Source organism: Escherichia sp. E1130, from assembly GCF_005781065.1.
GTDB lineage: Bacteria > Pseudomonadota > Gammaproteobacteria > Enterobacterales > Enterobacteriaceae > Escherichia.
The window spans coordinates 219,642-241,357 of the sequence record NZ_VATL01000004.1 but is presented as its reverse complement, the minus strand read 5'-3'; the positions used below and the strand labels follow the sequence as shown (position 1 = coordinate 241,357).

The following is a 21,716-nucleotide window of genomic DNA, read 5'->3' as shown; positions in this document are numbered from 1 at the left end:
GGCGGAGCGTTGACTCCGCCTTTGTTATGTCACAAAAAGGATAAAACGATGGCTACCCCACACATTAATGCAGAAATGGGCGATTTCGCTGACGTAGTTTTGATGCCTGGCGACCCGCTGCGTGCGAAGTATATTGCTGAAACTTTCCTTGAAGATGCCCGTGAAGTGAACAACGTTCGCGGTATGCTGGGCTTCACCGGTACTTACAAAGGCCGCAAAATTTCCGTAATGGGTCACGGTATGGGTATCCCGTCCTGCTCCATCTACACCAAAGAACTGATCACCGATTTCGGCGTGAAGAAAATTATCCGCGTAGGTTCCTGTGGCGCTGTTCTGCCGCACGTAAAACTGCGTGACGTTGTTATCGGTATGGGTGCCTGCACCGATTCCAAAGTTAACCGCATCCGTTTTAAAGATCATGACTTCGCGGCTATCGCTGACTTCGACATGGTGCGTAACGCAGTAGATGCAGCTAAAGCACTGGGCGTTGATGCGCGCGTTGGTAACCTGTTCTCCGCTGACCTGTTCTACTCTCCGGACGGCGAAATGTTCGACGTGATGGAAAAATACGGCATCCTCGGCGTAGAAATGGAAGCGGCTGGTATCTACGGCGTGGCTGCAGAGTTTGGTGCGAAAGCACTGGCTATCTGCACCGTGTCTGACCATATCCGTACTCACGAGCAGACCACTGCTGAAGAGCGTCAGACCACCTTCAACGACATGATCAAAATCGCACTGGAATCCGTTCTGCTGGGCGATAAAGAGTAATTGTGTTTCGCTGAAAGGCGATTGTCGTGTTAAGCCGGAGCGGGAGACTGCTCCGGCTTTTTAGTATCTATTCATCAATAGCAACTGATTTATAGATTTACTATTATTTTTCATATGGATAGGAAATCAAATCCATTCAAGTATCTATTCACGAATCTATTCATTTATGTTCAACCGTCATCCAGTAAGGGCATATCAGCAACTCTGGCGGACAACCATAAATTCCTGCCATTTTGCATTTGATATTTGAGCTAAGCCGTTCCGTCTTTTCGATCCGTTTTAGAGAATTAATCGAGATACCTAACATTTTACTTACTTCAGCAAGCGATAATTTATGCCTGATACGCACGGCGGCTAGCCAGGATATACCCTGGCTGAACATTAAATTGATAATCTCCCGTTCCTGGTTCTCCAGATCGATCATATTTCCTTCCCTGGATATTTTAATGAGCGAGTTACCGTACCGCCCCCGCTATCCACGCCGACAACTCCCGTAGCTCTTTTTCCTGTTCAGGGAAGTCGACCAGCAGCGCTTCGCACTCCTGTTGCAGCATATCCGCGCGGTAAAGACAGCCTTGCAGCCGCCCAGCGAGAGCTTCCAGCGGCGCGGGGTTAAGGCTGTCGGTAAACACCTGGGCGCGGGTGATATGGCCTTTTTCAACGTCGAAATGCAGTTCTACGCCGCCCCAGGTAAAGCGTTCGTCCAGCAGATGCGAGAACGCCGGAGCCTGACCGAAGTTCCACTCCCAGCTACTCTGGCGGGCAAAGGTTTCGGCGAAGTTCGGCAAGTCTGGCGTTTTGTCCGGGGAGATGATTTCCGCTTCTGTGCGCTCGCCATAATGGGCGAAAAAGGCCTCGGTTATGGCCTCGCAAACCTGCTCATGGGTAATTCCCGGTAGCAGCTCGGTCAGATTGGTCACGCGGGAACGTACTGAAGTAATGCCTTTCGCCGCCAGTTTCTTTTTATCCGGATTGAGATAGTTTGCCAGGCGGCTGAGGTCGGCATTGAGCAGCAAGGTGCCGTGGTGGAAACCGCGATCCTTGGTTTCGCGATAGGCCGAGCCAGAGACTTTGCGGTCGCCTTCGGCGGTTTTGACCACCAGATCGTTGCGCCCAGAAGCTTCTGCGGTGACGCCGAGCGCGTTCAGCGCATTAAGCACAATCTCCGTGGAGATGGTTTTATCGTACTCCGGTTTGCCAGCCATAAACGTAAAACAGGTATTGCCGAGATCGTGGAACACCGCGCCGCCACCGCTGCTGCGCCGTGCCAGGCGGACGTTATCTTCTTCCATCCGTCGGGTATTACACTCTTTCCACGGGTTTTGCGCACGACCAATCACTACCGTGTCGGCATTGCGCCAGAGAAACAGAACGCGCTGCGTGGCGGGCATCTGGCGAAAAATACACTCTTCCACCGCCAGGTTAAACCACGGATCGTAAGAGTCAGAGATGAGCAGGCGTAATGTGGACATAACGATTTCCTTTCTTGTAGTAATGGGTCACTCTTTTTTCTCGCTTTCTTCCTCTTCCGGTACCGGTTTGCTGGCGGTTAACAGGAAGGGCGATTGCTGCCAGCGGGTACGTTTACCCTGCAACAGTGTGCGAGTTAGCACCACACCGATTGCCAGCGAGAGCAGCAGCATCAGGCGTAGAATATTGGTGGTGTTATCCACCTGTTTGGCTTCGGTGGCGAGCGTATGGGTATCGAGCGTGAGGCGCAGATAGCCGAGCGGTCCATTTTTCCCCTTAATCGGTTCGACAATCTGCTGGTTAAAATAGCCACCTGCTTTTTTACCGTCGAGCGCCAGTCGGTCGCGCACCTCGACGCTTTCGCCTGCGCGGGCGATAAGATCGCCTTGTTCGTCATACACACCCGCGTCGAGGATGCGACTTTCGTCCGTCAACTGATCGAGGATCGCCCGAATGCGTTTTTCATCAGGTGAGTTGGTACGCATCAGCGGCGCAACGTTCAGGGTTACCTGATGCGCCAGGGTACGGGCCAGTTCTTCCAGCTGTGGATTACGCTGTCGCTGGTGGTTTTGACTAAACCATGATGCTCCCTGCATTAGTGCGACTAACAACGCGAGACAGAACAGGACAATCACTGCCCGATGCAGCCGGAATTTTAGTTTTGTGCGAGCCATATTCCACCCGTTGAAAATTTGAGACTTAATGTTGCCAGAAGCAATGGATACAAGGTAGCCTCATGCGTTATTTTCCCTGCTTCGAACGATTTTACAGGAGCCTTAATGCCTAACATTACCTGGTGCGACCTGCCTGAAGATGTCTCTTTATGGCCGGGTCTGCCTCTTTCATTAAGTGGTGATGAAGTGATGCCACTGGATTACCACGCAGGTCGTAGCGGCTGGCTGCTGTATGGTCGTGGGCTGGATAAACAACGTCTGACCCAGTACCAAAGCAAACTGGGCGCGGCAATGGTGATTGTTGCCGCCTGGTGCGTGGAAGATTATCAGGTGATTCGTCTGGCAGGTTCACTCACCGCCCGGGCTACGCGCCTGGCCCACGAGGCGCAGCTAGATGTCGCGCCGCTGGGGAAAATCCCGCACCTGCGCACGCCGGGTTTGCTGGTGATGGACATGGACTCCACCGCCATCCAGATAGAATGTATTGATGAAATTGCCAAACTAGCCGGAACGGGCGAGATGGTGGCGGAAGTGACCGAACGGGCGATGCGCGGCGAACTCGATTTTACCGCTAGCCTGCGTAGCCGCGTGGCGACGCTGAAAGGCGCTGACGCCAATATTCTGCAACAGGTGCGTGAAAATCTGCCGCTGATGCCAGGCTTAACGCAACTGGTGCTGAAGCTAGAAACGCTGGGCTGGAAAGTGGCGATTGCCTCCGGCGGCTTTACCTTCTTTGCTGAATACCTGCGCGACAAGCTGCGATTAACCGCCGTGGTAGCCAATGAACTGGAGATCATGGACGGTAAATTTACCGGCAATGTGATCGGCGACATTGTGGACGCGCAGTACAAAGCGAAAACCCTGACCCGGCTGGCGCAGGAGTATGATATTCCGCTGGCGCAAACCGTGGCGATTGGCGATGGTGCCAACGACCTGCCGATGATCAAAGCGGCAGGGCTGGGGATTGCCTACCATGCCAAGCCAAAAGTGAATGAAAAGACGGAAGTCACCATCCGTCACGCTGACTTGATGGGGGTATTCTGCATCCTCTCTGGCAGCCTGAATCAGAAGTAATTGCCCGCCCGTCATCCTGCGGGCGGCACAGCATTAACGAGGTACACCGTGGCAAAAGCTCCAAAACGCGCCTTTGTTTGTAATGAATGCGGGGCCGATTATCCGCGCTGGCAGGGGCAGTGCAGCGCCTGTCATGCCTGGAACACCATCACCGAGGTGCGTCTTGCTGCGTCGCCAACGGTGGCGCGTAACGAGCGTCTGAGTGGCTATGCCGGTAGCGCCGGAGTGGCTAAAGTCCAGAAACTCTCCGATATCAGCCTTGAAGAGCTGCCGCGTTTTTCCACCGGATTTAAAGAGTTCGACCGCGTATTAGGCGGCGGCGTTGTGCCGGGAAGCGCCATTCTGATTGGTGGTAACCCAGGTGCCGGGAAATCCACGCTGCTACTGCAAACGCTGTGCAAACTGGCGCAGCAGATGAAAACGCTGTATGTCACTGGCGAAGAGTCGCTGCAACAGGTGGCAATGCGCGCTCATCGCCTTGGCCTGCCGACCGACAATCTCAATATGTTGTCGGAAACCAGCATCGAGCAGATCTGCCTGATTGCCGAAGAAGAGCAACCGAAGCTGATGGTGATTGACTCGATCCAGGTGATGCATATGGCGGATGTTCAGTCATCGCCAGGCAGCGTGGCGCAGGTGCGTGAAACAGCGGCTTATCTGACGCGCTTCGCCAAAACGCGCGGTGTGGCGATTGTCATGGTGGGGCACGTAACCAAAGATGGTTCGCTGGCTGGCCCTAAAGTGCTGGAACACTGTATCGACTGTTCGGTGCTTCTGGACGGCGATGCCGACTCCCGTTTTCGCACCTTGCGCAGCCATAAAAACCGCTTCGGCGCGGTGAATGAGCTGGGCGTATTTGCGATGACCGAACAGGGGCTGCGTGAAGTCAGCAACCCTTCAGCCATCTTTTTAAGCCGTGGCGATGAAGTGACCTCTGGTAGTTCAGTGATGGTGGTATGGGAAGGAACGCGTCCACTGCTGGTGGAGATTCAGGCGCTGGTCGATCACTCGATGATGGCGAATCCACGCCGCGTGGCAGTAGGTCTGGAGCAAAACCGTCTGGCAATCCTGCTGGCTGTGTTGCACCGTCATGGTGGGTTGCAAATGGCCGATCAGGATGTATTTGTGAACGTGGTCGGCGGCGTGAAGGTAACAGAGACCAGCGCCGACTTAGCGTTACTGCTGGCGATGGTTTCCAGCCTGCGTGACAGACCGCTACCGCAGGATCTGGTGGTATTTGGTGAAGTCGGGCTGGCAGGGGAGATCCGCCCGGTGCCCAGCGGCCAGGAACGAATCTCAGAAGCGGCGAAACACGGTTTTCGGCGGGCGATTGTTCCGGCGGCTAACGTACCGAAAAAAGCGCCGGAAGGGATGCAGATTTTTGGCGTTAAAAAACTCTCCGACGCGCTTAGCGTGTTCGACGACTTATAATGAGAGATACGGAGGGAGATATGTCGTCATTTGATTACCTGAAAACTGCCATCAAGCAACAGGGCTGCACGCTACAGCAGGTAGCTGATGCCAGCGGTATGACCAAAGGGTATTTAAGCCAGTTACTGAATGCCAAAATCAAAAGCCCCAGCGCGCAAAAGCTGGAGGCGTTGCACCGTTTTTTGGGGCTTGAGTTTCCACGGCAGAAGAAAACGATCGGCGTTGTATTCGGTAAGTTCTACCCACTGCATACCGGACATATCTACCTTATCCAGCGCGCCTGTAGCCAGGTTGACGAGCTGCATATCATTATGGGCTTTGACGATACCCGTGACCGCGCGTTGTTCGAAGACAGTGCCATGTCGCAGCAGCCGACCGTGCCGGATCGTCTACGCTGGTTATTGCAAACCTTTAAGTATCAAAAAAACATTCGTATTCATGCCTTTAACGAAGAGGGCATGGAGCCGTATCCGCACGGCTGGGATGTGTGGAGCAACGGCATCAAAAAGTTTATGGCTGAAAAGGGGATCCAGCCGGATCTGATCTATACCTCGGAAGAAGCCGACGCGCCGCAGTATATGGAACATCTGGGGATCGAAACAGTGCTGGTCGATCCGAAACGCACCTTTATGAGTATCAGCGGTGCGCAGATCCGCGAAAACCCGTTCCGCTACTGGGAATATATTCCTACCGAAGTGAAGCCGTTTTTTGTGCGCACCGTGGCGATCCTCGGCGGCGAGTCGAGCGGTAAATCCACCCTGGTAAACAAACTCGCCAATATCTTCAACACCACCAGTGCGTGGGAATTTGGTCGTGATTATGTCTTTTCGCATCTTGGCGGCGATGAGATTGCATTACAGTATTCCGACTACGATAAAATCGCGCTGGGACACGCACAATATATTGATTTTGCAGTAAAATATGCCAATAAAGTGGCGTTTATCGACACTGATTTTGTGACTACTCAGGCGTTCTGCAAAAAGTACGAAGGACGCGAGCATCCGTTCGTGCAGGCGCTGATCGATGAATACCGTTTTGATCTGGTGATCCTGCTGGAGAACAACACTCCGTGGGTGGCGGATGGTTTACGCAGCCTCGGTAGTTCGGTGGATCGCAAAGAGTTCCAGAACTTGCTGGTGGAGATGCTGGAAGAGAACAATATCGAATTCGTGCGGGTTGAAGAGGACGATTACGACAGCCGTTTCCTGCGCTGCGTGGAGCTGGTGCGGGAGATGATGGGGGAGCAGGGATAACCGTGACGAAACTGCTCAAAGGCGAGGTATAAAATGAGTTTTTTTGATGAGTTGAAAACCTCTCTGGAAGAGACTGTCGAGATTAGAAAGAACCTGTACGGGTGACCCGCTACGAAATTGCGGATGCTAAGGCTATTCGTGAGCAACTTCATACTCCAACCGACCGGTTGCGTAGCCAGAATGCAATCAAATCTGACAGTTCGCTTCGGCGCGCGCTTTGGTGTATTTACCGGAGTAAATCAGCGTGCCGTGGAAAATTATGCGCAGCGCTTCTGCTGATTTGCGTACCTTCGCAGATGATAAGTCCAGCACTGGCGCGCTGCGCGTAATACTCCGCCATCATGTCAATCGCAACGTCACCCGCACCGGCGCGGGAACGCGTCATCGGTGGCAGTACAATACGGTTTTTTCATGGCAACGCATTCAGCGCATATTTAGCAAATTACGTAATGGGTTCCTCGCGCGATTATTTATACAGTTCGGCACTCATGGTGACGGTATTGCCCATGCGAGCGCTGGTAATTTTGTATTCAGAGGCGTTCATCTCTTTCGCTTTCTGCGCAATAACCGCTTCAGCGGAATCCAGTGTTGTACCGGTTGCTGTCACGCTTTGCGCCGATGCGTTAAACGCCGCGACAGAGAAAAGAGAAGCCGTAAAAATTGCGATGATCGTTTTCATGTTTATATTCCAGAGTGTCTTAATTGTTTGGCGTTTATTAACGCGATGGGGAGAGAATACGCCTGCTGCCTGATAACATAAATGATACAAATGGCAATAGACTATTCTGTTTTTGTTAATAATCAGACGCCGGACGTTCCGACGCCTGTCGATCGCATCAGGCAACAAAGTTGTCCTTTAGCGCCTTGAGACCATCCCGATAGATGCCGGTAAACAGCGCCTCGGCCTCTTCGTTCGTCACATTCACCGGGGTGAATTCACCGAACCATTCCACACGGGAAACCTGGCTGTCGGCGGTTTCATGAACGGTAATGGTGGAGAGGTAATCCACCACCGGGAACGGTGCCTGAATAATGGAATAGGTATAACTGCGTTGACGGTTATCAAACGCTTCCAGACGTTCAACCACAGTGCCGCCGTCAGAGGTTGTCAGCGAACGAACGCGACCGCCTTCTGTCACTACGCTTTTCGGGATGAACGGCAGCCAGTCTGGCAGCGCATCAAAGCCGCCCATCAATTGCCATACGGCGTCGGCAGAAGCCGGAATTTCGATCGATACAGTTGTTTTAGCCATGATAATTTTCTCTTAATTTATAGGGTTACATTGTCAGGGTGTCGACGACGCCGCCATCGACGCGCAAGGCTGCCCCTGTGGTTGCCGAGGAAAGCGGTGACGCGAGATAAACCGCCAGATTCGCCACTTCTTCCACATCTGCCGCACGCTGGATGATGGAACTCGGACGCGAGGTTTTAACAAACTCATCGGCCTGTTCACGCGCACTGCGTCCCGATTGTGCAGCGGCATCCGCCAGCATCTCTTTCAGGCCATCGGTAAAGGTTGGCCCTGGCAGAATGGCGTTGACGGTCACACCGGTCCCCGCCAGTCGTTTCGCCAGACCATGAGAAACCGCCAGATTCGCGGCTTTGGTGACGCCGTAGTTGATCATGTCGCCAGGGATTGCCACGCCGGATTCGGACGAGACAAAGATAATCCGCCCCCAGCCCTGTTCCGTCATGCCTGGCGCATAGTGACGCGCCAGACGAACGCCGGAGAGGACGTTGACGTTATAGAAGTGCATCCACTCATCATCCGGAACGCTAAAGAAATCTTTATCGTTAAAAATGCCCAGATTATTGACCAGCACATCAGCCGTTGGGACTGCAGCGATCAGCGCAGCCACGCCGTCTTCGGTGCTGAGATCCGCCACCACGCCGCGCAGTGACGCTGTGGGAGTTTGTGCCGCAATCGCAGCCATGGCGTCATCAACGCCGCTCTGTTTACGGCCGACGACAACCACCGTTGCGCCTGCTTTTGCCAGTCCGGCGGCGATACCCTGCCCAATGCCGGAGGTTGAGCCGCTGACCACCGCGACTTTACCTGTCAGATCCAGTTTCATCGTTTTCTCACCAGGTTGATTAACGGGTCGGCAGCGGAGCGTTTTCCGCAACCAGATTTTGACGGCGCATTTCTGCCCAGAATTCAGCCGGAACAGGCGCATTCAGTGCAGCCAGATCTTCTGCCATACGGCCAGGACGGCTGGAGCCAGGAATAACCGCTGCAACGGCCGGGTTTGCCAGCGCGAACTGCAGCGCAGCCGCTTTAACGTTCACATTGAAACGTGTGGCAATGGCGTTAATTTGCGCCACTTTCTGCTGGATGGCCGCAGAGGCTTTCTGATATTCAAAGTGCTCGCCGCCTGCCAGTACGCCAGAGCTGTATGGACCGCCCACAACGATATCCACGTTCTGTTCCAGTGCTTCTGGCATCAGGCGTTGCAGCGCACGTTCGTGATCCAGCAGGGAATAACGCCCCGCCAGCAGGAACGCATCCGGCTTCGGTTCGTCCAGCGCCAGCGTCAGTTCGCAAGGTTCGACGCGGTTCACACCCAGTCCCCAGGCTTTAATCACACCTTCGTCACGCAAACGCGTCAGCGCACGAAATGCACCGGTACGGGCAATGTTGAACTGCTCCAGCCAGCTGTCACCGTAGAAGTCCTGCGCCGGGTCGTGGATCCAGACAATGTCCAGACGGTCTGTTTTCAGGCGTTTCAGGCTGTCTTCAATCGATCGCAGCGTGGCGTCAGCAGAGTAGTCATTCAGAATTTTGTTTTTCAGGCCGTGTTCGAACAGGCCACCTTTTTCACCGAAATCCCGTTTTGCCGGATCTTCCATTTCGTCCAGCATGATGCGACCGACTTTGCTACTCAGAACGTATTCATCGCGTGGATACTGAGACAGCGCTTCACCCATGCGGATTTCAGAAAGGCCAGAGCCGTACAGCGGCGCGGTATCAAAGTAACGCACACCCAGGTTCCAGGCTTCGCTCACGGTGGCGTGGGCCTCTTCTTCCGGAATGGCACGGAACATGTTGCCAAGTGGTGCGCCGCCTAAGCCAATTTTGCCGGGGAGTAAATTTTTAATGCTCATAAGATGTCCTCAATTATTCGGTTTGTGTTAGGGCGTTTTTTTGCTATCGCCCTGTGACGTGGATCACAATACCTTGCGATGTTGTGACTTGATAGGACATAATTCGTCTGACTTAAGTCCTTTGAGGTCTAACATGATTGATTTACGCCAACTGAAGTACTTCGTGGTGGTCGCAGAAGAAGAGCACGTGGGACGCGCAGCCGAGCGATTACATATCTCGCAATCGCCGCTGAGCCGCCAGATTGCACAACTGGAAGAACGACTGGGGCTGACGCTGTTTGAGCGTAATCAGCAGCGCATTCGCCTGACCGCTGATGGACAGACATTCCTTGCCGAAACACGTTCGTTGCTGACACACGCCAACCGCCTGGAGTCGTTAGGCAAACGCCTGGGACGGGGGGAAGATGGGGGCTTGTGTATTGGCTATATCGAAAACGCCATGCATTCCGGTGTACTTTCTACGGCGTTACGTACGTTACGTGTATCGCGTCCGAATGTGCATATCGCTCTTTACAGCCAACCACCGGCTACCCAGATTGAAGGCCTGCGCCAGCGCAGTCTCGATTTTTCTCTGGTCGATACGCCGCCCACCGACAGCGAGCAGGATCTGGAATATATTCAGGTTCTGGATGATCGAATGTTGTTGGCCTTACCGCAAAATCATCCTCTGGCGCAGGAGGAAAATCTTGTTGCGTCACAACTTGGCGATGAGCAGTGGATTGCGGTGATTCATAACGACGATGCGCATTCTCGCGATCATTTTGTCGCCGCCTGTGTTAACGCCGGGTTTAATCCTGATATTCGCCTGGAAGCGGGTGAACCCCTCACGGCATTAGGTCTGGTCGCTGCGGGATTAGGTCTGGCCTTAATTCAACATAGTCTGCGTCATAATGCGCCGGAAGGGGTGGTATTACGTGAATTGCCGTGGATGAATTATTCAACGCAATTATGGGCAGCCTGGCATAAAGCCAACCAACGTCCGCTGGTTTCCCATTTCCGCCAGATTCTGCGCGGTGAATAAAACGTTAAGCGGGAACCATGAGTTCCCGCTTGAGTTGAGATGTCAGTCCGCATCTGAGCTAATACACTTAAAGAGAATTCTGCCTTTTCGGGGACTCATCATTTAACTAATGCCGGATGCGATGCTGGCGCGCCGCACCCGGCATTTTACGCATTACTTCGCAATACGCTTGTACTTGATACGCTTCGGCTCCAGCGCGTCTGCGCCCAGCGTGCGTTTCTTGTACTCTTCGTACTCGGTAAAGTTACCTTCGAAGAACTCAACTTTACCCTCATCCTGGTAATCCAGAATGTGCGTGGCGATACGGTCGAGGAACCAACGGTCGTGCGAGATAACCATCGCGCAGCCCGGGAACTCCAGCAGGGCGTTTTCCAGCGCGCGCAGGGTTTCGATATCCAGGTCGTTGGTTGGTTCGTCGAGCAGCAGCATGTTGCCGCCAACCTGCAGCAGCTTCGCCAGATGCAGACGACCGCGCTCACCACCGGAAAGTTCACCAACGCGTTTACCCTGATCAACCCCTTTAAAGTTAAAGCGGCCAACGTAGGCACGGCTTGGCATCTCGGTGTTGCCGATCTTCATGATATCCAGCCCGCCGGAAACTTCTTCCCAAACGGTTTTGCTGTTATCCATTGAGTCACGGAACTGATCAACAGACGCCAGTTTCACCGTTTCACCTAAAGTGATGGTGCCGCTGTCCGGCTGTTCCTGACCGGAGATCATACGGAACAGGGTCGATTTACCCGCGCCGTTCGGACCGATGATCCCGACGATTGCCCCTTTCGGGATCGAGAAGCTCAGGGAGTCAATCAGCAGGCGATCGCCGTAGGATTTACGCAGGTTGCTGACTTCCAGCACTTTATCGCCCAGACGCGGTCCAGGTGGAATAAACAGTTCGTTGGTTTCGTTACGTTTCTGATATTCGGTGCTGTTCAGCTCTTCAAAGCGTGCCAGACGTGCTTTACCTTTCGACTGACGGCCTTTAGTTCCCTGACGTACCCACTCCAGCTCTTTCTCGATCGACTTACGACGCGCCGCTTCTTGAGAAGCTTCCTGCGCCAGACGCTGATCTTTTTGCTCCAGCCAGGAGGAGTAGTTGCCTTCCCACGGAATACCTTCACCGCGGTCAAGTTCGAGGATCCAGCCTGCAACGTTATCGAGGAAGTAACGGTCGTGAGTAATCGCCACAACGGTGCCTTCGAAGTCGTGCAGGAAGCGTTCCAGCCAGGCCACGGATTCGGCATCCAGGTGGTTGGTCGGTTCGTCGAGCAGCAGCATGTCTGGTTTTTCCAGCAGCAGACGGCACAACGCCACGCGACGACGCTCACCACCGGAGAGGTTAGCGATTTTCGCGTCCCAGTCCGGCAGACGCAGCGCATCCGCCGCACGCTCCAGCTGTACGTTCAGGTTATGACCGTCGTGAGCCTGAATGATCTCTTCCAGACGGCCCTGTTCAGCGGCCAGCTTGTCAAAATCGGCATCCGGATCGGCATACAGCGCATACACTTCATCCAGACGTTTCAGGGCGTTAACCACTTCAGAAACGGCTTCTTCAATGGACTCACGTACGGTGTGTTCCGGGTTGAGCTGCGGTTCCTGCGGCAGGTAACCAATCTTGATGTCTGGCTGCGGACGCGCTTCACCTTCGATGTCTTTATCAATGCCCGCCATAATGCGCAGCAGGGTGGACTTACCGGCGCCGTTCAGGCCCAGGACACCAATTTTTGCCCCAGGGAAGAAACTCAGAGAGATGTTTTTCAAAATATGACGTTTCGGCGGAACAACTTTGCCGACACGATGCATGGTATAAACGAATTGAGCCACGTTGGACTTCGCCTCTATGTTTATCATGATGATGAGTTTTCAAAGCCGAAGTGTAGCCTTTTTCCCCGCCTAATCCCAGTTGGTCGATCACCTTCGCAGTATACTCGTCATACTTCAAGTTGCATGTGCTGCGCTTACGCTCGCTCACCCCAGTCACTTACTTCTGTAAGCTCCTGGGGACTCACTCACTTATCGCCTTCCTGCAACTCGAATTATTTAGAGTATAAAAGTAAAAAAGTGTCCGTAACGTGGCGTAAACGGCAATGACTGGTTAGCATAAATCTATTACGCGGCATGATGCTGCATTGATGTATTTACACTTAGAGGGTGCGCTTGTGGAAAAAGCCAAACAAGTTACCTGGCGGCTGTTGGCTGCCGGTGTCTGTCTGCTGACGGTCAGCAGCGTGGCGCGAGCCGACTCACTGGATGAGCAGCGTAGCCGTTACGCGCAAATCAAGCAGGCCTGGGATAACCGACAAATGGATGTGGTCGAACAAATGATGCCATCCCTGAAGGATTACCCGTTATACCCCTACCTGGAATATCGCCAGATCACCGATGACCTGATGAATCAACCGGCGGTGACGGTCACTAACTTTGTTCGCGCTAACCCCACGCTTCCTCCCGCTCGCACGCTGCAATCTCGTTTCGTCAATGAACTGGCGCGGCGTGAAGACTGGCGTGGCTTGTTAGCCTTTAGCCCGGAAAAGCCAGGCACAACCGAAGCCCAGTGTAATTACTACTATGCAAAATGGAACACCGGGCAGAGTGAAGAAGCCTGGCAGGGGGCGAAAGAGCTGTGGCTAACCGGAAAGAGCCAGCCTAACGCTTGTGACAAGTTATTTAGCGTCTGGCGAGCGTCCGGCAAACAAGAACCCCTGGCTTATTTAGAGCGTATCCGCCTTGCGATGAAAGCAGGCAATACCGGGCTGGTGACGGTGCTGGCAGGGCAAATGCCTGCCGATTACCAGACTATTGCTTCGGCAATTATTTCGTTGGCGAATGATCCTAATACTGTGCTGACCTTCGCGCGTTCCACCGGCGCGACCGATTTTACCCGTCAGATGGCGGCGGTGGCATTTGCCAGCGTGGCGCGTCAGGATGCTGAAAACGCACGACTGATGATCCCTTCACTTGCCCAGGCACAGCAGCTTAATGAGGATCAGATTCAGGAGCTGCGTGATATCGTCGCCTGGCGTCTGATGGGCAACGATGTTACCGACGAACAGGCGAAATGGCGTGATGACGCGATTATGCGTTCGCAATCCACGTCGTTAATTGAACGCCGCGTGCGGATGGCGCTTGGCACTGGCGATCGCCGTGGTCTGAATACCTGGCTGGCGCGTCTGCCAATAGAGGCGAAAGATAAAGATGAATGGCGCTACTGGCAGGCGGATATACTGCTGGAACGCGGGCGTGAAGCTGAAGCAAAAGAGATTTTGCATCAACTCATGCAACAGCGTGGATTTTACCCGATGGTCGCTGCGCAACGTATTGGCGAAGAGTATCAACTAAAGATTGATAAAGCGCCGCAGAACGTTGACAGCGTCCTGATCCAGGGGCCGGAGATGGCGCGCGTGCGCGAGTTGATGTACTGGAATATGGATAACACCGCACGTAGCGAGTGGGCCAATCTGGTGAAGAGCAAGTCAAAAACAGAGCAGGCGCAATTGGCACGCTATGCCTTTAATAATCACTGGTGGGATCTCAGTGTTCAGGCGACGATCGCCGGGAAATTGTGGGATCATCTGGAAGAACGATTCCCCCTGGCCTACAACGATCTCTTCGAACGTTACACCAACGGCAAAGATATCCCACAAAGCTATGCAATGGCGATTGCCCGTCAGGAGAGCGCCTGGAATCCGAAAGTGAAATCACCGGTAGGAGCCAGCGGCCTGATGCAGATTATGCCCGGTACGGCGACTCAGACGGTGAAGATGTTCTCTATTCCTGGTTATAGCAGCCCTGGGCAATTGCTGGATCCGGAAACGAACATCAACATTGGCACCAGTTACCTGCAATATGTTTATCAGCAATTTGGCAATAACCGCATTTTCTCCTCGGCAGCTTATAACGCCGGTCCAGGGCGGGTGCGCACGTGGCTTGGTAACAGCGCCGGGCGTATCGACGCGGTGGCGTTTGTCGAGAGTATTCCGTTTTCCGAGACGCGCGGTTATGTGAAAAATGTGCTGGCTTATGACGCGTACTATCGCTATTTCATGGGCGATAAGCCCACGCTTTTGAGCGCTACGGAATGGGGACGTCGTTACTGATTTGAACCTTTATGATATGCTATCGTACTCTTTAGCGAGTACAACCGGGGGAGGCATTTTGCTTCCCCCGCTAACAATGGCGACATATTATGGCCCAACAATCACCCTATTCAGCAGCGATGGCAGAACAGCGTCACCAGGAGTGGTTACGTTTTGTCGACCTGCTTAAGAATGCCTACGAAAACGATCTCCATTTACCGTTGTTAAATCTGATGCTGACGCCAGATGAGCGCGAAGCATTGGGGACTCGCGTGCGTATCGTCGAAGAGTTGCTGCGTGGTGAAATGAGCCAGCGCGAGTTAAAAAATGAACTCGGCGCCGGCATCGCGACCATTACGCGTGGATCTAACAGTCTGAAAGCCGCCCCCGTCGAGCTGCGCCAGTGGCTGGAAGACGTGTTGCTGAAAAGCGATTGATTTTGTAGGCCAGATAAGACGCGTCAGCGTCGCATCAGGCATTGTGTACCGAATGCCGGATGCGGCGTGAACGCCTTATCCGGTTTACAATGGCTGATACACGGCATTATGAAACGGACTTAGCGCCAGAATCACCGCCTGATGATAAACGCTGGCGCGAGTGAGTTTCCCGGCGGTAAACACGCCGATGGCTCCTTCCTTACGACCAATCTCATCAATACCGGTATAACGCGACATCACGGGGCCGAGCGCCTCGCCTTCACGCACTTTCTCCAGAATCACCGCAGGCAACGGCAAAGTAGCCGAACGCGCCTCGCCGCGCTGGCTGGCGTTTTCAATGACCACCCAACTGAAGGTGCTGTCACCATCAATGCCCGCTTCAATCGCCACCCAAAAATCGGCCTCTGGATGTAAACGGCGGGCATTTTCTACCCGATTTCGTGCGCCAGCGCGCGTTTCCTCACTGCCAAAGGGTTGTTCCGGTACGCCGCTCTCGACGGCAACGGACTCAATGTGGCAGGATCCTTCGCCGAAGATCTCGTGAAATGCCTGCAGAATGGCCTGAATTTTAGCGGGATTGGTGGTCGCACAGACAACATGGTGCATAATCAGGATTACTCAAAAATTAACGTTACAGCAGTATACGGAAAAAAAGCATGTTACAGGTATACCTAGTCCGCCACGGTGAAACGCAGTGGAACGCCGAGCGACGTATTCAGGGTCAGTCTGATAGCCCACTGACTGCCAAAGGTGAGCAACAAGCAATGCAGGTGGCGGCACGTGCCAAAGAGCTTGGAATCACACATATCATCAGTAGCGATTTAGGTCGCACCCGGCGCACGGCGGAAATCATCGCTCAGGCTTGCGGCTGTGACATAATCTTTGATTCCCGCCTGCGTGAATTAAATATGGGCGTGCTGGAAAAAAGACATATCGACTCTCTGACCGAAGAAGAAGAGAACTGGCGTCGCCAACTGGTAAATGGCACTGTTGACGGGCGTATTCCTGAAGGCGAGTCAATGCAGGAACTGAGCGAGCGCGTCCATGCTGCACTGGAATCTTGTCGGGATTTGCCGCAGGGAAGTCGACCGCTACTGGTGAGCCACGGTATCGCGCTGGGATGCCTGGTGAGTACTATTCTGGGCCTACCTGCATGGGCAGAACGCCGCTTACGTCTGCGTAACTGTTCTATTTCGCGCGTGGATTATCAGGAAAGCCTGTGGCTGGCGTCTGGTTGGGTCGTTGAAACCGCAGGGGATATCTCGCATCTGGACGCCCCTGCATTAGACGAGCTGCAGCGTTAACGACGTACTGGAATCAGCAGTTCGCAGCGCAGATTAATTGGGCGATCTCCCGCTTTGGCATCTTCTGCCGGATAGTATCGCTCAATATCCTGACCTTTACGGCGCGTCAGGTTCAGCATCGGCATACAGGTTCCGTACACCGTCAGGATAAATTCCTGTACGCCGGTTCCCAGACCTTCATAGGTAAACATCACATATTCGCCGCCCTGCAACAGCACCGGATGCCCCGTCAGTACATAGCCGTCTGCTTGCTCCTGAGCCAACGCAGTCGTGTAGAACACCTCTTGCTCGTCGTCTTTATCCTGGCTTGGACGCGTTTCATTCAGGCCGTAAAGTACTGGCGGAATAGTCGGCGCATTACCGAGAAAATCGTGCCAGAACTGATAACGCATTTCATGGCGGAAATCAGAGATTTGCTCCAGTGAACAGGAGTAACTCTGAGTTACGCCAATCAGCGGCGTGTCTTCCAGCGTGACAAATTTGTGCTCTGGCATGGTGAATTCACCCAGACGCAGCGGTGGGCGAATACCAAAGGCGCTCCATTCAGGAGAACGGCGGTAAAGTGCGGGAGTCTGGGCAAACTGCTTCTTGAATGCACGAGTAAATGTCTGTTGAGAGTCGAAGCGGTATTGCAGCGCAATATCCAGAATTGGGCGCGCGGTCAGGCGTAGTGCAACCGCCGATTTCGACAAACGACGAGCACGAATATACGCGCCAATAGCATGGCCAGTGACATCTTTAAACATTCTCTGTAAGTGCCACTTGGAATAACCTGCTTTCGCCGCTACATTGTCGAGCGACAGTGGCTGATCCAGATGACCTTCCAACCAGATTAAAAGGTCGCGAATAATGCCGGCCTGATCCATAAAATATCCTCATCCTTTCACAACGAGCACCTGACATCAGGTAATTGGATAATAGCATTTTTTGCTGTTTTAGCATTCAGTGTTTTTTTCTTAGCAGAGTATGTTTTAGGTCTTGACGGAAATAAAAGTGTTGAGATTTTGTTCTTAATCAATATGTTATTTACCGTGACGAACTAATTGCTCTGTGTAACTTATAAAAATGGTAACAATATGAAATACAAGCATTTGATCCTGTCTTTAAGCCTGATAATGCTGGGGCCATTGGCACATGCGGAAGAAATTGGTTCGGTCGATACCGTATTTAAAATGATCGGCCCGGATCACAAAATTGTCGTAGAAGCCTTTGACGATCCCGATGTGAAAAATGTCACCTGTTATGTGAGTCGGGCAAAAACCGGCGGTATTAAAGGGGGATTGGGCCTGGCGGAAGATACTTCCGATGCGGCTATTTCCTGCCAGCAAGTCGGGCCAATTGAACTGTCAGAGCGCATTAAAAACGGCAAAGCTCAGGGCGAAGTGGTATTCAAAAAACGTACGTCGCTGGTCTTTAAGTCGTTACAGGTCGTACGCTTCTATGACGCCAAACGCAACGCGCTCGCTTACCTGGCCTACTCCGACAAAGTTGTTGATGGGTCACCGAAAAACGCGATTAGCGCGGTGCCTGTCATGCCGTGGCGGCAATAACAGAGGCGATATATGCAACGGGAAACGGTCTGGTTAGTGGAAGACGAGCAAGGGATAGCCGACACGCTGGTCTACATGTTGCAGCAGGAAGGTTTTGCCGTCGAGGTCTTTGAGCGAGGCTTGCCGGTGCTGGATAAAGCACGCCAGCAGATTCCCGACGTCATTATTCTCGATGTAGGTCTGCCGGATATCAGCGGCTTTGAATTGTGCCGTCAGTTGCTGGTGATCCATCCGGCGCTACCTGTACTGTTCCTGACAGCCCGTAGTGAAGAGGTGGATCGCCTGCTTGGACTGGAAATTGGCGCTGACGACTACGTGGCTAAACCGTTTTCACCCCGCGAAGTGTGCGCCAGAGTGCGCACTTTACTGCGTCGGGTGAAGAAGTTCTCAACGCCGTCTCCCGTCATCCGTATTGGTCATTTTGAATTGAATGAACCCGCGGCGCAGATCAGCTGGTTTGACACGCCGTTAACGCTAACACGGTATGAGTTTTTGTTGCTGAAAACGTTACTCAAGTCGCCGGGCCGCGTCTGGTCCCGTCAGCAACTGATGGATAGCGTCTGGGAAGATGCGCAGGACACCTACGATCGCACTGTCGATACTCACATTAAAACGCTGCGTGCCAAACTGCGCGCTATTAATCCCGAGCTTTCGCCGATCAATACCCATCGCGGCATGGGATACAGCCTGAGGAGCCTGTAATGCGTATCGGCATGCGGCTGTTGCTGGGGTATTTTTTACTGGTGGCGGTAGCCGCCTGGTTCGTACTGGCTATTTTTGTCAAAGAAGTTAAACCGGGCGTGCGAAGGGCGACGGAAGGGACGTTGATCGATACGGCAACGTTGCTGGCGGAGCTGGCGCGTGCCGATTTGCTCTCTGGTGACCCAACGCATGGGCAGTTGGCGCAGGCATTTAACCAGCTACAAAATCGCCCGTTTCGCGCCAATATCAGCGGCATCAACAAAGTGCGCAATGAATATCATGTCTATATGACTGATGCGCAGGGCAAAGTATTGTTTGATTCGGCCAATAAAGCCGTCGGGCAGGATTATTCGCGCTGGAATGACGTATGGCTAACGTTGCGTGGTCAGTATGGTGCGCGCAGTACGTTGCAAAATCCTGCCGATCCCGAAAGTTCTGTGATGTATGTTGCCGCACCTATTATGGACGGCACGCGGCTGGTTGGCGTTTTGAGCGTAGGCAAACCGAACGCGGCGATGGCGCCGGTGATTAAACGCAGCGAGCGGCGAATTTTATGGGCGAGCGCCATTTTGCTGGGAATTGCGCTGGTAATCGGCGCAGGAATGGTTTGGTGGATCAACCACTCCATTGCCCGACTCACTCGTTATGCTGATTCCGTTACCGACAATAAGCCCGTTCCGCTTCCTGAACTCGGCAGTAGCGAGCTGCGTAAGTTAGCGCAGGCGCTGGAAAGTATGCGCGTGAAGCTGGAAGGGAAAAACTATATTGAGCAGTATGTCTACGCGTTAACTCATGAGTTGAAAAGTCCGCTGGCGGCAATTCGTGGCGCGGCGGAAATTTTACGCGAAGGTCCGCCACCGGAAGTGGTAGCCCGTTTTACCGACAATATTCTGACGCAAAATGCGCGAATGCAGGCGCTGGTGGAAACGCTATTACGCCAGGCAAGACTGGAGAATCGCCAGGAGGTCGTTCTTTCTGCGGTTGCTGTGGCGGCTTTATTTCGCCGCGTCAGCGAAGCGCGCACCGTGCAGTTGGCAGAAAAGAATATCACTCTTAATGTTATGCCCACCGAGGTTAACGTTGCTGCTGAACCTGCGTTGCTGGAACAGGCACTGGGGAATTTACTGGATAATGCTATCGATTTTACTCCCGAGAATGGCCGCATAACGCTTAGCGCTGGGGTGGAGCAGGAACACGTTACGCTTAACGTGCAGGATACCGGCAGCGGTATTCCTGACTACGCGCTGTCACGTATTTTTGAGCGTTTCTACTCTTTGCCGCGTGCGAATGGGCAAAAAAGCAGTGGTCTGGGGCTGGCGTTTGTCAGTGAAGTTGCCCGTTTGCTTAATGGCGAAGTCACGTTGCGCAACGTGCCGGAAGGCGGCGTATTGGCCTCGCTTCGACTTCACCGTCACTTCACATAACTTCAAATTCTTCCCACATAGCCTTCATATCCTGTCGCCATTGCAAAGGAGAAGACTATGTTGAAATCCCCCCTGTTCTGGAAAATGACCACCCTGTTTGGTGCAGTATTGCTGTTGTTGATTCCGATAATGCTGATTCGGCAGGTGATTGTCGAACGTGCCGATTACCGTAGCGATGTGGAAGATGCGATTCGCCAAAGTACCAGCGGGCCGCAAAAACTCGTTGGGCCGCTCATCGCTATTCCTGTGACCGAGCTTTATACGGTGCAGGAAGAGGATAAAACCGTGGAGCGGAAACGAAGTTTTATCCATTTCTGGTTACCTGAGTCGTTGATGGTTGATGGTAATCAGAATGTGGAAGAACGCAAGATTGGAATTTATACCGGTCAGGTCTGGCACAGTGATTTAACGCTAAAAGCCGATTTCGATGTTTCGCGTCTTAACGAACTCGACGCGCCAAATATCACCTTAGGCAAGCCATTTATTGTGATTAGCGTCGGGGATGCGCGTGGTATTGGCGTGGTGAAAGCGCCTGAAGTTAACGGAACAGCGCTGACCATTGAACCCGGTACCGGGTTAGAGCAAGGCGGGCAGGGCGTGCATATCCCTTTACCTGAAGGGGACTGGCGGAAGCAGAACCTGAAGCTGAATATGGCACTGAATTTAAGCGGTACCGGCGATCTTTCTGTGGTGCCTGCCGGGCGTAATAGCGAAATGACCTTAACCAGCAACTGGCCGCATCCCAGTTTTTTAGGTGATTTTTTGCCAGCGAAACGAGAAATAAGTGCATCCGGTTTTCAGGCGCAATGGCAAAGTAGCTGGTTTGCCAATAATCTCGGTGAGCGTTTTGCTTCAGGCAATGATACCGGCTGGGAAAACTTCCCGGCGTTTAGCGTCGCAGTCACTACGCCTGCCGATCAGTATCAATTAACGGACCGGGCGACTAAGTACGCTATTTTGCTGATTGCCCTGACTTTTATGGCCTTCTTTGTTTTTGAAACGCTCACCGCGCAACGTTTGCACCCGATGCAATATTTGCTGGTGGGGCTGTCATTGGTGATGTTTTATTTGCTCTTGCTGGCGCTTTCTGAACACACCGGTTTTACCGTGGCATGGGTAATTGCCAGCTTGATAGGGGCATTAATGAACGGTATTTACTTGCAGGCGGTATTAAAAGGTTGGCGCAATAGCATGTTGTTTACCCTCGCGCTGTTGTTGCTGGATGGTGTGATGTGGGGACTGCTCAACTCTGCCGATAGCGCACTGTTGTTGGGAACCAGTGTGCTGGTGGTGGCGCTGGCAGGCATGATGTTTGTGACGCGGAATATCGACTGGTATGCATTTTCACTGCCAAAAATGAAAACCAGTAAAGAAGTCACAACGGACGATGAGTTACGTATCTGGAAATAAAAAAACGGCGCTAAAAAGC

Annotated in this window: 23 protein-coding genes and 1 pseudogene; 12 read left to right on the top strand and 12 right to left on the bottom strand. The window is 53.1% G+C overall.

Translation table 11 applies throughout. The features are described 5' to 3' along the window. Nucleotides 1–48: 48 nt before the first annotated feature. Nucleotides 49–768 carry a purine-nucleoside phosphorylase gene (gene deoD, locus FEK66_RS03925; protein WP_000224878.1) on the top strand — a complete coding sequence of 240 codons (720 nt, stop codon included), beginning with the start codon at nt 49–51 and terminating at the stop codon, nt 766–768. A 160-nt stretch (nt 769–928) separates the two neighbouring features. Here deoD and FEK66_RS03920 read toward each other — a convergent pair whose 3' ends face one another. Genes FEK66_RS03920 through FEK66_RS03910 form a run of 3 tightly spaced genes read right to left on the bottom strand, consistent with a single transcriptional unit; the run spans nt 929 to nt 2,912 of the window. Then, nucleotides 929–1,192 carry a helix-turn-helix transcriptional regulator gene (locus FEK66_RS03920; protein WP_135495089.1) on the bottom strand — a complete coding sequence of 88 codons (264 nt, stop codon included), beginning with the start codon at nt 1,190–1,192 and terminating at the stop codon, nt 929–931. Nucleotides 1,193–1,223: 31 nt separating this feature from the next. Continuing rightward, nucleotides 1,224–2,240 (bottom strand): lipoate--protein ligase LplA, encoded by a 1,017-nt coding sequence (gene lplA / locus FEK66_RS03915; protein WP_130221684.1) that lies wholly within the window; start codon nt 2,238–2,240, stop codon nt 1,224–1,226. A gap of 27 nt (nt 2,241–2,267) precedes the next feature. Continuing rightward, entirely contained in the window at nt 2,268–2,912 is a 645-nt protein-coding gene (locus tag FEK66_RS03910) for a YtjB family periplasmic protein (RefSeq protein WP_130204786.1), read from the bottom strand. Nucleotides 2,913–3,017: 105 nt separating this feature from the next. Between FEK66_RS03910 and serB the strand changes: the two genes are divergently transcribed. Genes serB through nadR form a run of 3 tightly spaced genes read left to right on the top strand, consistent with a single transcriptional unit; the run spans nt 3,018 to nt 6,670 of the window. Then, nucleotides 3,018–3,986 carry a phosphoserine phosphatase gene (gene serB, locus FEK66_RS03905; RefSeq protein ID WP_130204788.1) on the top strand — a complete coding sequence of 323 codons (969 nt, stop codon included), beginning with the start codon at nt 3,018–3,020 and terminating at the stop codon, nt 3,984–3,986. A gap of 48 nt (nt 3,987–4,034) precedes the next feature. After that, a complete protein-coding gene (radA, locus tag FEK66_RS03900; protein ID WP_001029698.1) occupies nt 4,035–5,417 on the top strand; it encodes a DNA repair protein RadA in 1,383 nt (460 codons plus the stop codon). Between the two features lie 20 nt (nt 5,418–5,437). Beyond that, nucleotides 5,438–6,670 (top strand): multifunctional transcriptional regulator/nicotinamide-nucleotide adenylyltransferase/ribosylnicotinamide kinase NadR, encoded by a 1,233-nt coding sequence (gene nadR, locus FEK66_RS03895; RefSeq protein WP_130204790.1) that lies wholly within the window; start codon nt 5,438–5,440, stop codon nt 6,668–6,670. Between the two features lie 186 nt (nt 6,671–6,856). Here nadR and FEK66_RS25865 read toward each other — a convergent pair whose 3' ends face one another. The 6 genes and pseudogenes from FEK66_RS25865 to FEK66_RS03870 form a co-directional block, all read right to left on the bottom strand. Further along, on the bottom strand, nt 6,857–6,982 hold the full coding sequence (locus FEK66_RS25865) for a hypothetical protein (protein WP_001295413.1): 126 nt from the start codon (nt 6,980–6,982) through the stop codon (nt 6,857–6,859). After that, nucleotides 6,942–7,070, bottom strand: a pseudogene (locus FEK66_RS03890) (hypothetical protein); the annotation flags it as partial. The gene FEK66_RS25865 and the pseudogene FEK66_RS03890, both read right to left, overlap by 41 nt. Before the next feature lie 66 nt (nt 7,071–7,136). Next, the gene (locus FEK66_RS03885; protein WP_000848792.1) at nt 7,137–7,349 is read right to left on the bottom strand and encodes a DUF1471 domain-containing protein; all 213 of its coding nucleotides are present in this window, start codon (nt 7,347–7,349) and stop codon (nt 7,137–7,139) included. A 157-nt stretch (nt 7,350–7,506) separates the two neighbouring features. Further along, nucleotides 7,507–7,923 (bottom strand): SRPBCC family protein, encoded by a 417-nt coding sequence (locus tag FEK66_RS03880; RefSeq protein WP_001140838.1) that lies wholly within the window; start codon nt 7,921–7,923, stop codon nt 7,507–7,509. Nucleotides 7,924–7,948: 25 nt separating this feature from the next. Then, entirely contained in the window at nt 7,949–8,746 is a 798-nt protein-coding gene (locus FEK66_RS03875; protein WP_000762716.1) for an SDR family oxidoreductase, read from the bottom strand. 19 nt (nt 8,747–8,765) lie between these two features. Then, complete coding sequence (locus tag FEK66_RS03870; protein ID WP_000023622.1) at nt 8,766–9,776, bottom strand: aldo/keto reductase; 1,011 nt, start codon at nt 9,774–9,776, stop codon at nt 8,766–8,768. 133 nt (nt 9,777–9,909) lie between these two features. Here FEK66_RS03870 and FEK66_RS03865 point away from each other — a divergent pair, with 133 nt between their 5' ends. Next, nucleotides 9,910–10,797 carry a LysR substrate-binding domain-containing protein gene (locus tag FEK66_RS03865; protein WP_000566334.1) on the top strand — a complete coding sequence of 296 codons (888 nt, stop codon included), beginning with the start codon at nt 9,910–9,912 and terminating at the stop codon, nt 10,795–10,797. Between the two features lie 153 nt (nt 10,798–10,950). Here the strand turns inward: FEK66_RS03865 and ettA are convergent, their stop codons facing one another. Then, nucleotides 10,951–12,618 (bottom strand): energy-dependent translational throttle protein EttA, encoded by a 1,668-nt coding sequence (ettA, locus tag FEK66_RS03860; protein WP_000046754.1) that lies wholly within the window; start codon nt 12,616–12,618, stop codon nt 10,951–10,953. 335 nt (nt 12,619–12,953) lie between these two features. On the opposite strand from ettA, the gene sltY reads away from it, so the two are divergent. Together sltY and trpR are read left to right on the top strand one after the other, a co-directional pair. Continuing rightward, complete coding sequence (gene sltY, locus FEK66_RS03855) at nt 12,954–14,891, top strand: murein transglycosylase (protein WP_135408857.1); 1,938 nt, start codon at nt 12,954–12,956, stop codon at nt 14,889–14,891. Between the two features lie 89 nt (nt 14,892–14,980). Then, the gene (gene trpR, locus FEK66_RS03850; protein ID WP_064530383.1) at nt 14,981–15,307 is read left to right on the top strand and encodes a trp operon repressor; all 327 of its coding nucleotides are present in this window, start codon (nt 14,981–14,983) and stop codon (nt 15,305–15,307) included. Between the two features lie 84 nt (nt 15,308–15,391). Here trpR and yjjX read toward each other — a convergent pair whose 3' ends face one another. Beyond that, nucleotides 15,392–15,913 carry an inosine/xanthosine triphosphatase gene (yjjX, locus tag FEK66_RS03845; RefSeq protein WP_135408859.1) on the bottom strand — a complete coding sequence of 174 codons (522 nt, stop codon included), beginning with the start codon at nt 15,911–15,913 and terminating at the stop codon, nt 15,392–15,394. A 50-nt stretch (nt 15,914–15,963) separates the two neighbouring features. On the opposite strand from yjjX, the gene gpmB reads away from it, so the two are divergent. After that, the gene (gene gpmB, locus FEK66_RS03840; RefSeq protein WP_130259594.1) at nt 15,964–16,611 is read left to right on the top strand and encodes a 2,3-diphosphoglycerate-dependent phosphoglycerate mutase GpmB; all 648 of its coding nucleotides are present in this window, start codon (nt 15,964–15,966) and stop codon (nt 16,609–16,611) included. Here the strand turns inward: gpmB and robA are convergent. Continuing rightward, nucleotides 16,608–17,477 (bottom strand): MDR efflux pump AcrAB transcriptional activator RobA, encoded by an 870-nt coding sequence (gene robA, locus FEK66_RS03835; RefSeq protein WP_130204798.1) that lies wholly within the window; start codon nt 17,475–17,477, stop codon nt 16,608–16,610. The genes gpmB and robA overlap by 4 nt on opposite strands. A 210-nt stretch (nt 17,478–17,687) precedes the next feature. Here robA and creA point away from each other — a divergent pair, with 210 nt between their 5' ends. Genes creA through creD form a run of 4 tightly spaced genes read left to right on the top strand, consistent with a single transcriptional unit; the run spans nt 17,688 to nt 21,697 of the window. Further along, a complete protein-coding gene (gene creA, locus FEK66_RS03830) occupies nt 17,688–18,161 on the top strand; it encodes a protein CreA (RefSeq protein WP_000875488.1) in 474 nt (157 codons plus the stop codon). Between the two features lie 12 nt (nt 18,162–18,173). Next, a complete protein-coding gene (creB, locus tag FEK66_RS03825) occupies nt 18,174–18,863 on the top strand; it encodes a two-component system response regulator CreB (protein ID WP_130259595.1) in 690 nt (229 codons plus the stop codon). Beyond that, nucleotides 18,863–20,287 (top strand): two-component system sensor histidine kinase CreC, encoded by a 1,425-nt coding sequence (creC, locus tag FEK66_RS03820; protein WP_130204802.1) that lies wholly within the window; start codon nt 18,863–18,865, stop codon nt 20,285–20,287. Before creB ends, creC begins: the two co-directional genes overlap by 1 nt. Before the next feature lie 57 nt (nt 20,288–20,344). Further along, nucleotides 20,345–21,697 carry a cell envelope integrity protein CreD gene (gene creD / locus FEK66_RS03815; protein ID WP_130259597.1) on the top strand — a complete coding sequence of 451 codons (1,353 nt, stop codon included), beginning with the start codon at nt 20,345–20,347 and terminating at the stop codon, nt 21,695–21,697. Nucleotides 21,698–21,716 lie beyond the last annotated feature (19 nt).

Excerpts from the sequence above, each read along its gene's own strand:
- deoD (WP_000224878.1), top strand. The coding sequence starts at position 49 with ATGGCTACCCCACACATTAATGCAGAAATGGGCGATTTCGCTGACGTA.
- FEK66_RS03920 (WP_135495089.1), bottom strand. The coding sequence starts at position 1,192 with ATGATCGATCTGGAGAACCAGGAACGGGAGATTATCAATTTAATGTTC.
- lplA (WP_130221684.1), bottom strand. The coding sequence starts at position 2,240 with ATGTCCACATTACGCCTGCTCATCTCTGACTCTTACGATCCGTGGTTT.
- FEK66_RS03910 (WP_130204786.1), bottom strand. The coding sequence starts at position 2,912 with ATGGCTCGCACAAAACTAAAATTCCGGCTGCATCGGGCAGTGATTGTC.
- serB (WP_130204788.1), top strand. The coding sequence starts at position 3,018 with ATGCCTAACATTACCTGGTGCGACCTGCCTGAAGATGTCTCTTTATGG.
- nadR (WP_130204790.1), top strand. The coding sequence starts at position 5,438 with ATGTCGTCATTTGATTACCTGAAAACTGCCATCAAGCAACAGGGCTGC.
- FEK66_RS03885 (WP_000848792.1), bottom strand. The coding sequence starts at position 7,349 with ATGAAAACGATCATCGCAATTTTTACGGCTTCTCTTTTCTCTGTCGCG.
- FEK66_RS03880 (WP_001140838.1), bottom strand. The coding sequence starts at position 7,923 with ATGGCTAAAACAACTGTATCGATCGAAATTCCGGCTTCTGCCGACGCC.
- FEK66_RS03875 (WP_000762716.1), bottom strand. The coding sequence starts at position 8,746 with ATGAAACTGGATCTGACAGGTAAAGTCGCGGTGGTCAGCGGCTCAACC.
- FEK66_RS03870 (WP_000023622.1), bottom strand. The coding sequence starts at position 9,776 with ATGAGCATTAAAAATTTACTCCCCGGCAAAATTGGCTTAGGCGGCGCA.
- FEK66_RS03865 (WP_000566334.1), top strand. The coding sequence starts at position 9,910 with ATGATTGATTTACGCCAACTGAAGTACTTCGTGGTGGTCGCAGAAGAA.
- trpR (WP_064530383.1), top strand. The coding sequence starts at position 14,981 with ATGGCCCAACAATCACCCTATTCAGCAGCGATGGCAGAACAGCGTCAC.
- yjjX (WP_135408859.1), bottom strand. The coding sequence starts at position 15,913 with ATGCACCATGTTGTCTGTGCGACCACCAATCCCGCTAAAATTCAGGCC.
- gpmB (WP_130259594.1), top strand. The coding sequence starts at position 15,964 with ATGTTACAGGTATACCTAGTCCGCCACGGTGAAACGCAGTGGAACGCC.
- robA (WP_130204798.1), bottom strand. The coding sequence starts at position 17,477 with ATGGATCAGGCCGGCATTATTCGCGACCTTTTAATCTGGTTGGAAGGT.
- creA (WP_000875488.1), top strand. The coding sequence starts at position 17,688 with ATGAAATACAAGCATTTGATCCTGTCTTTAAGCCTGATAATGCTGGGG.
- creB (WP_130259595.1), top strand. The coding sequence starts at position 18,174 with ATGCAACGGGAAACGGTCTGGTTAGTGGAAGACGAGCAAGGGATAGCC.
- creC (WP_130204802.1), top strand. The coding sequence starts at position 18,863 with ATGCGTATCGGCATGCGGCTGTTGCTGGGGTATTTTTTACTGGTGGCG.
- creD (WP_130259597.1), top strand. The coding sequence starts at position 20,345 with ATGTTGAAATCCCCCCTGTTCTGGAAAATGACCACCCTGTTTGGTGCA.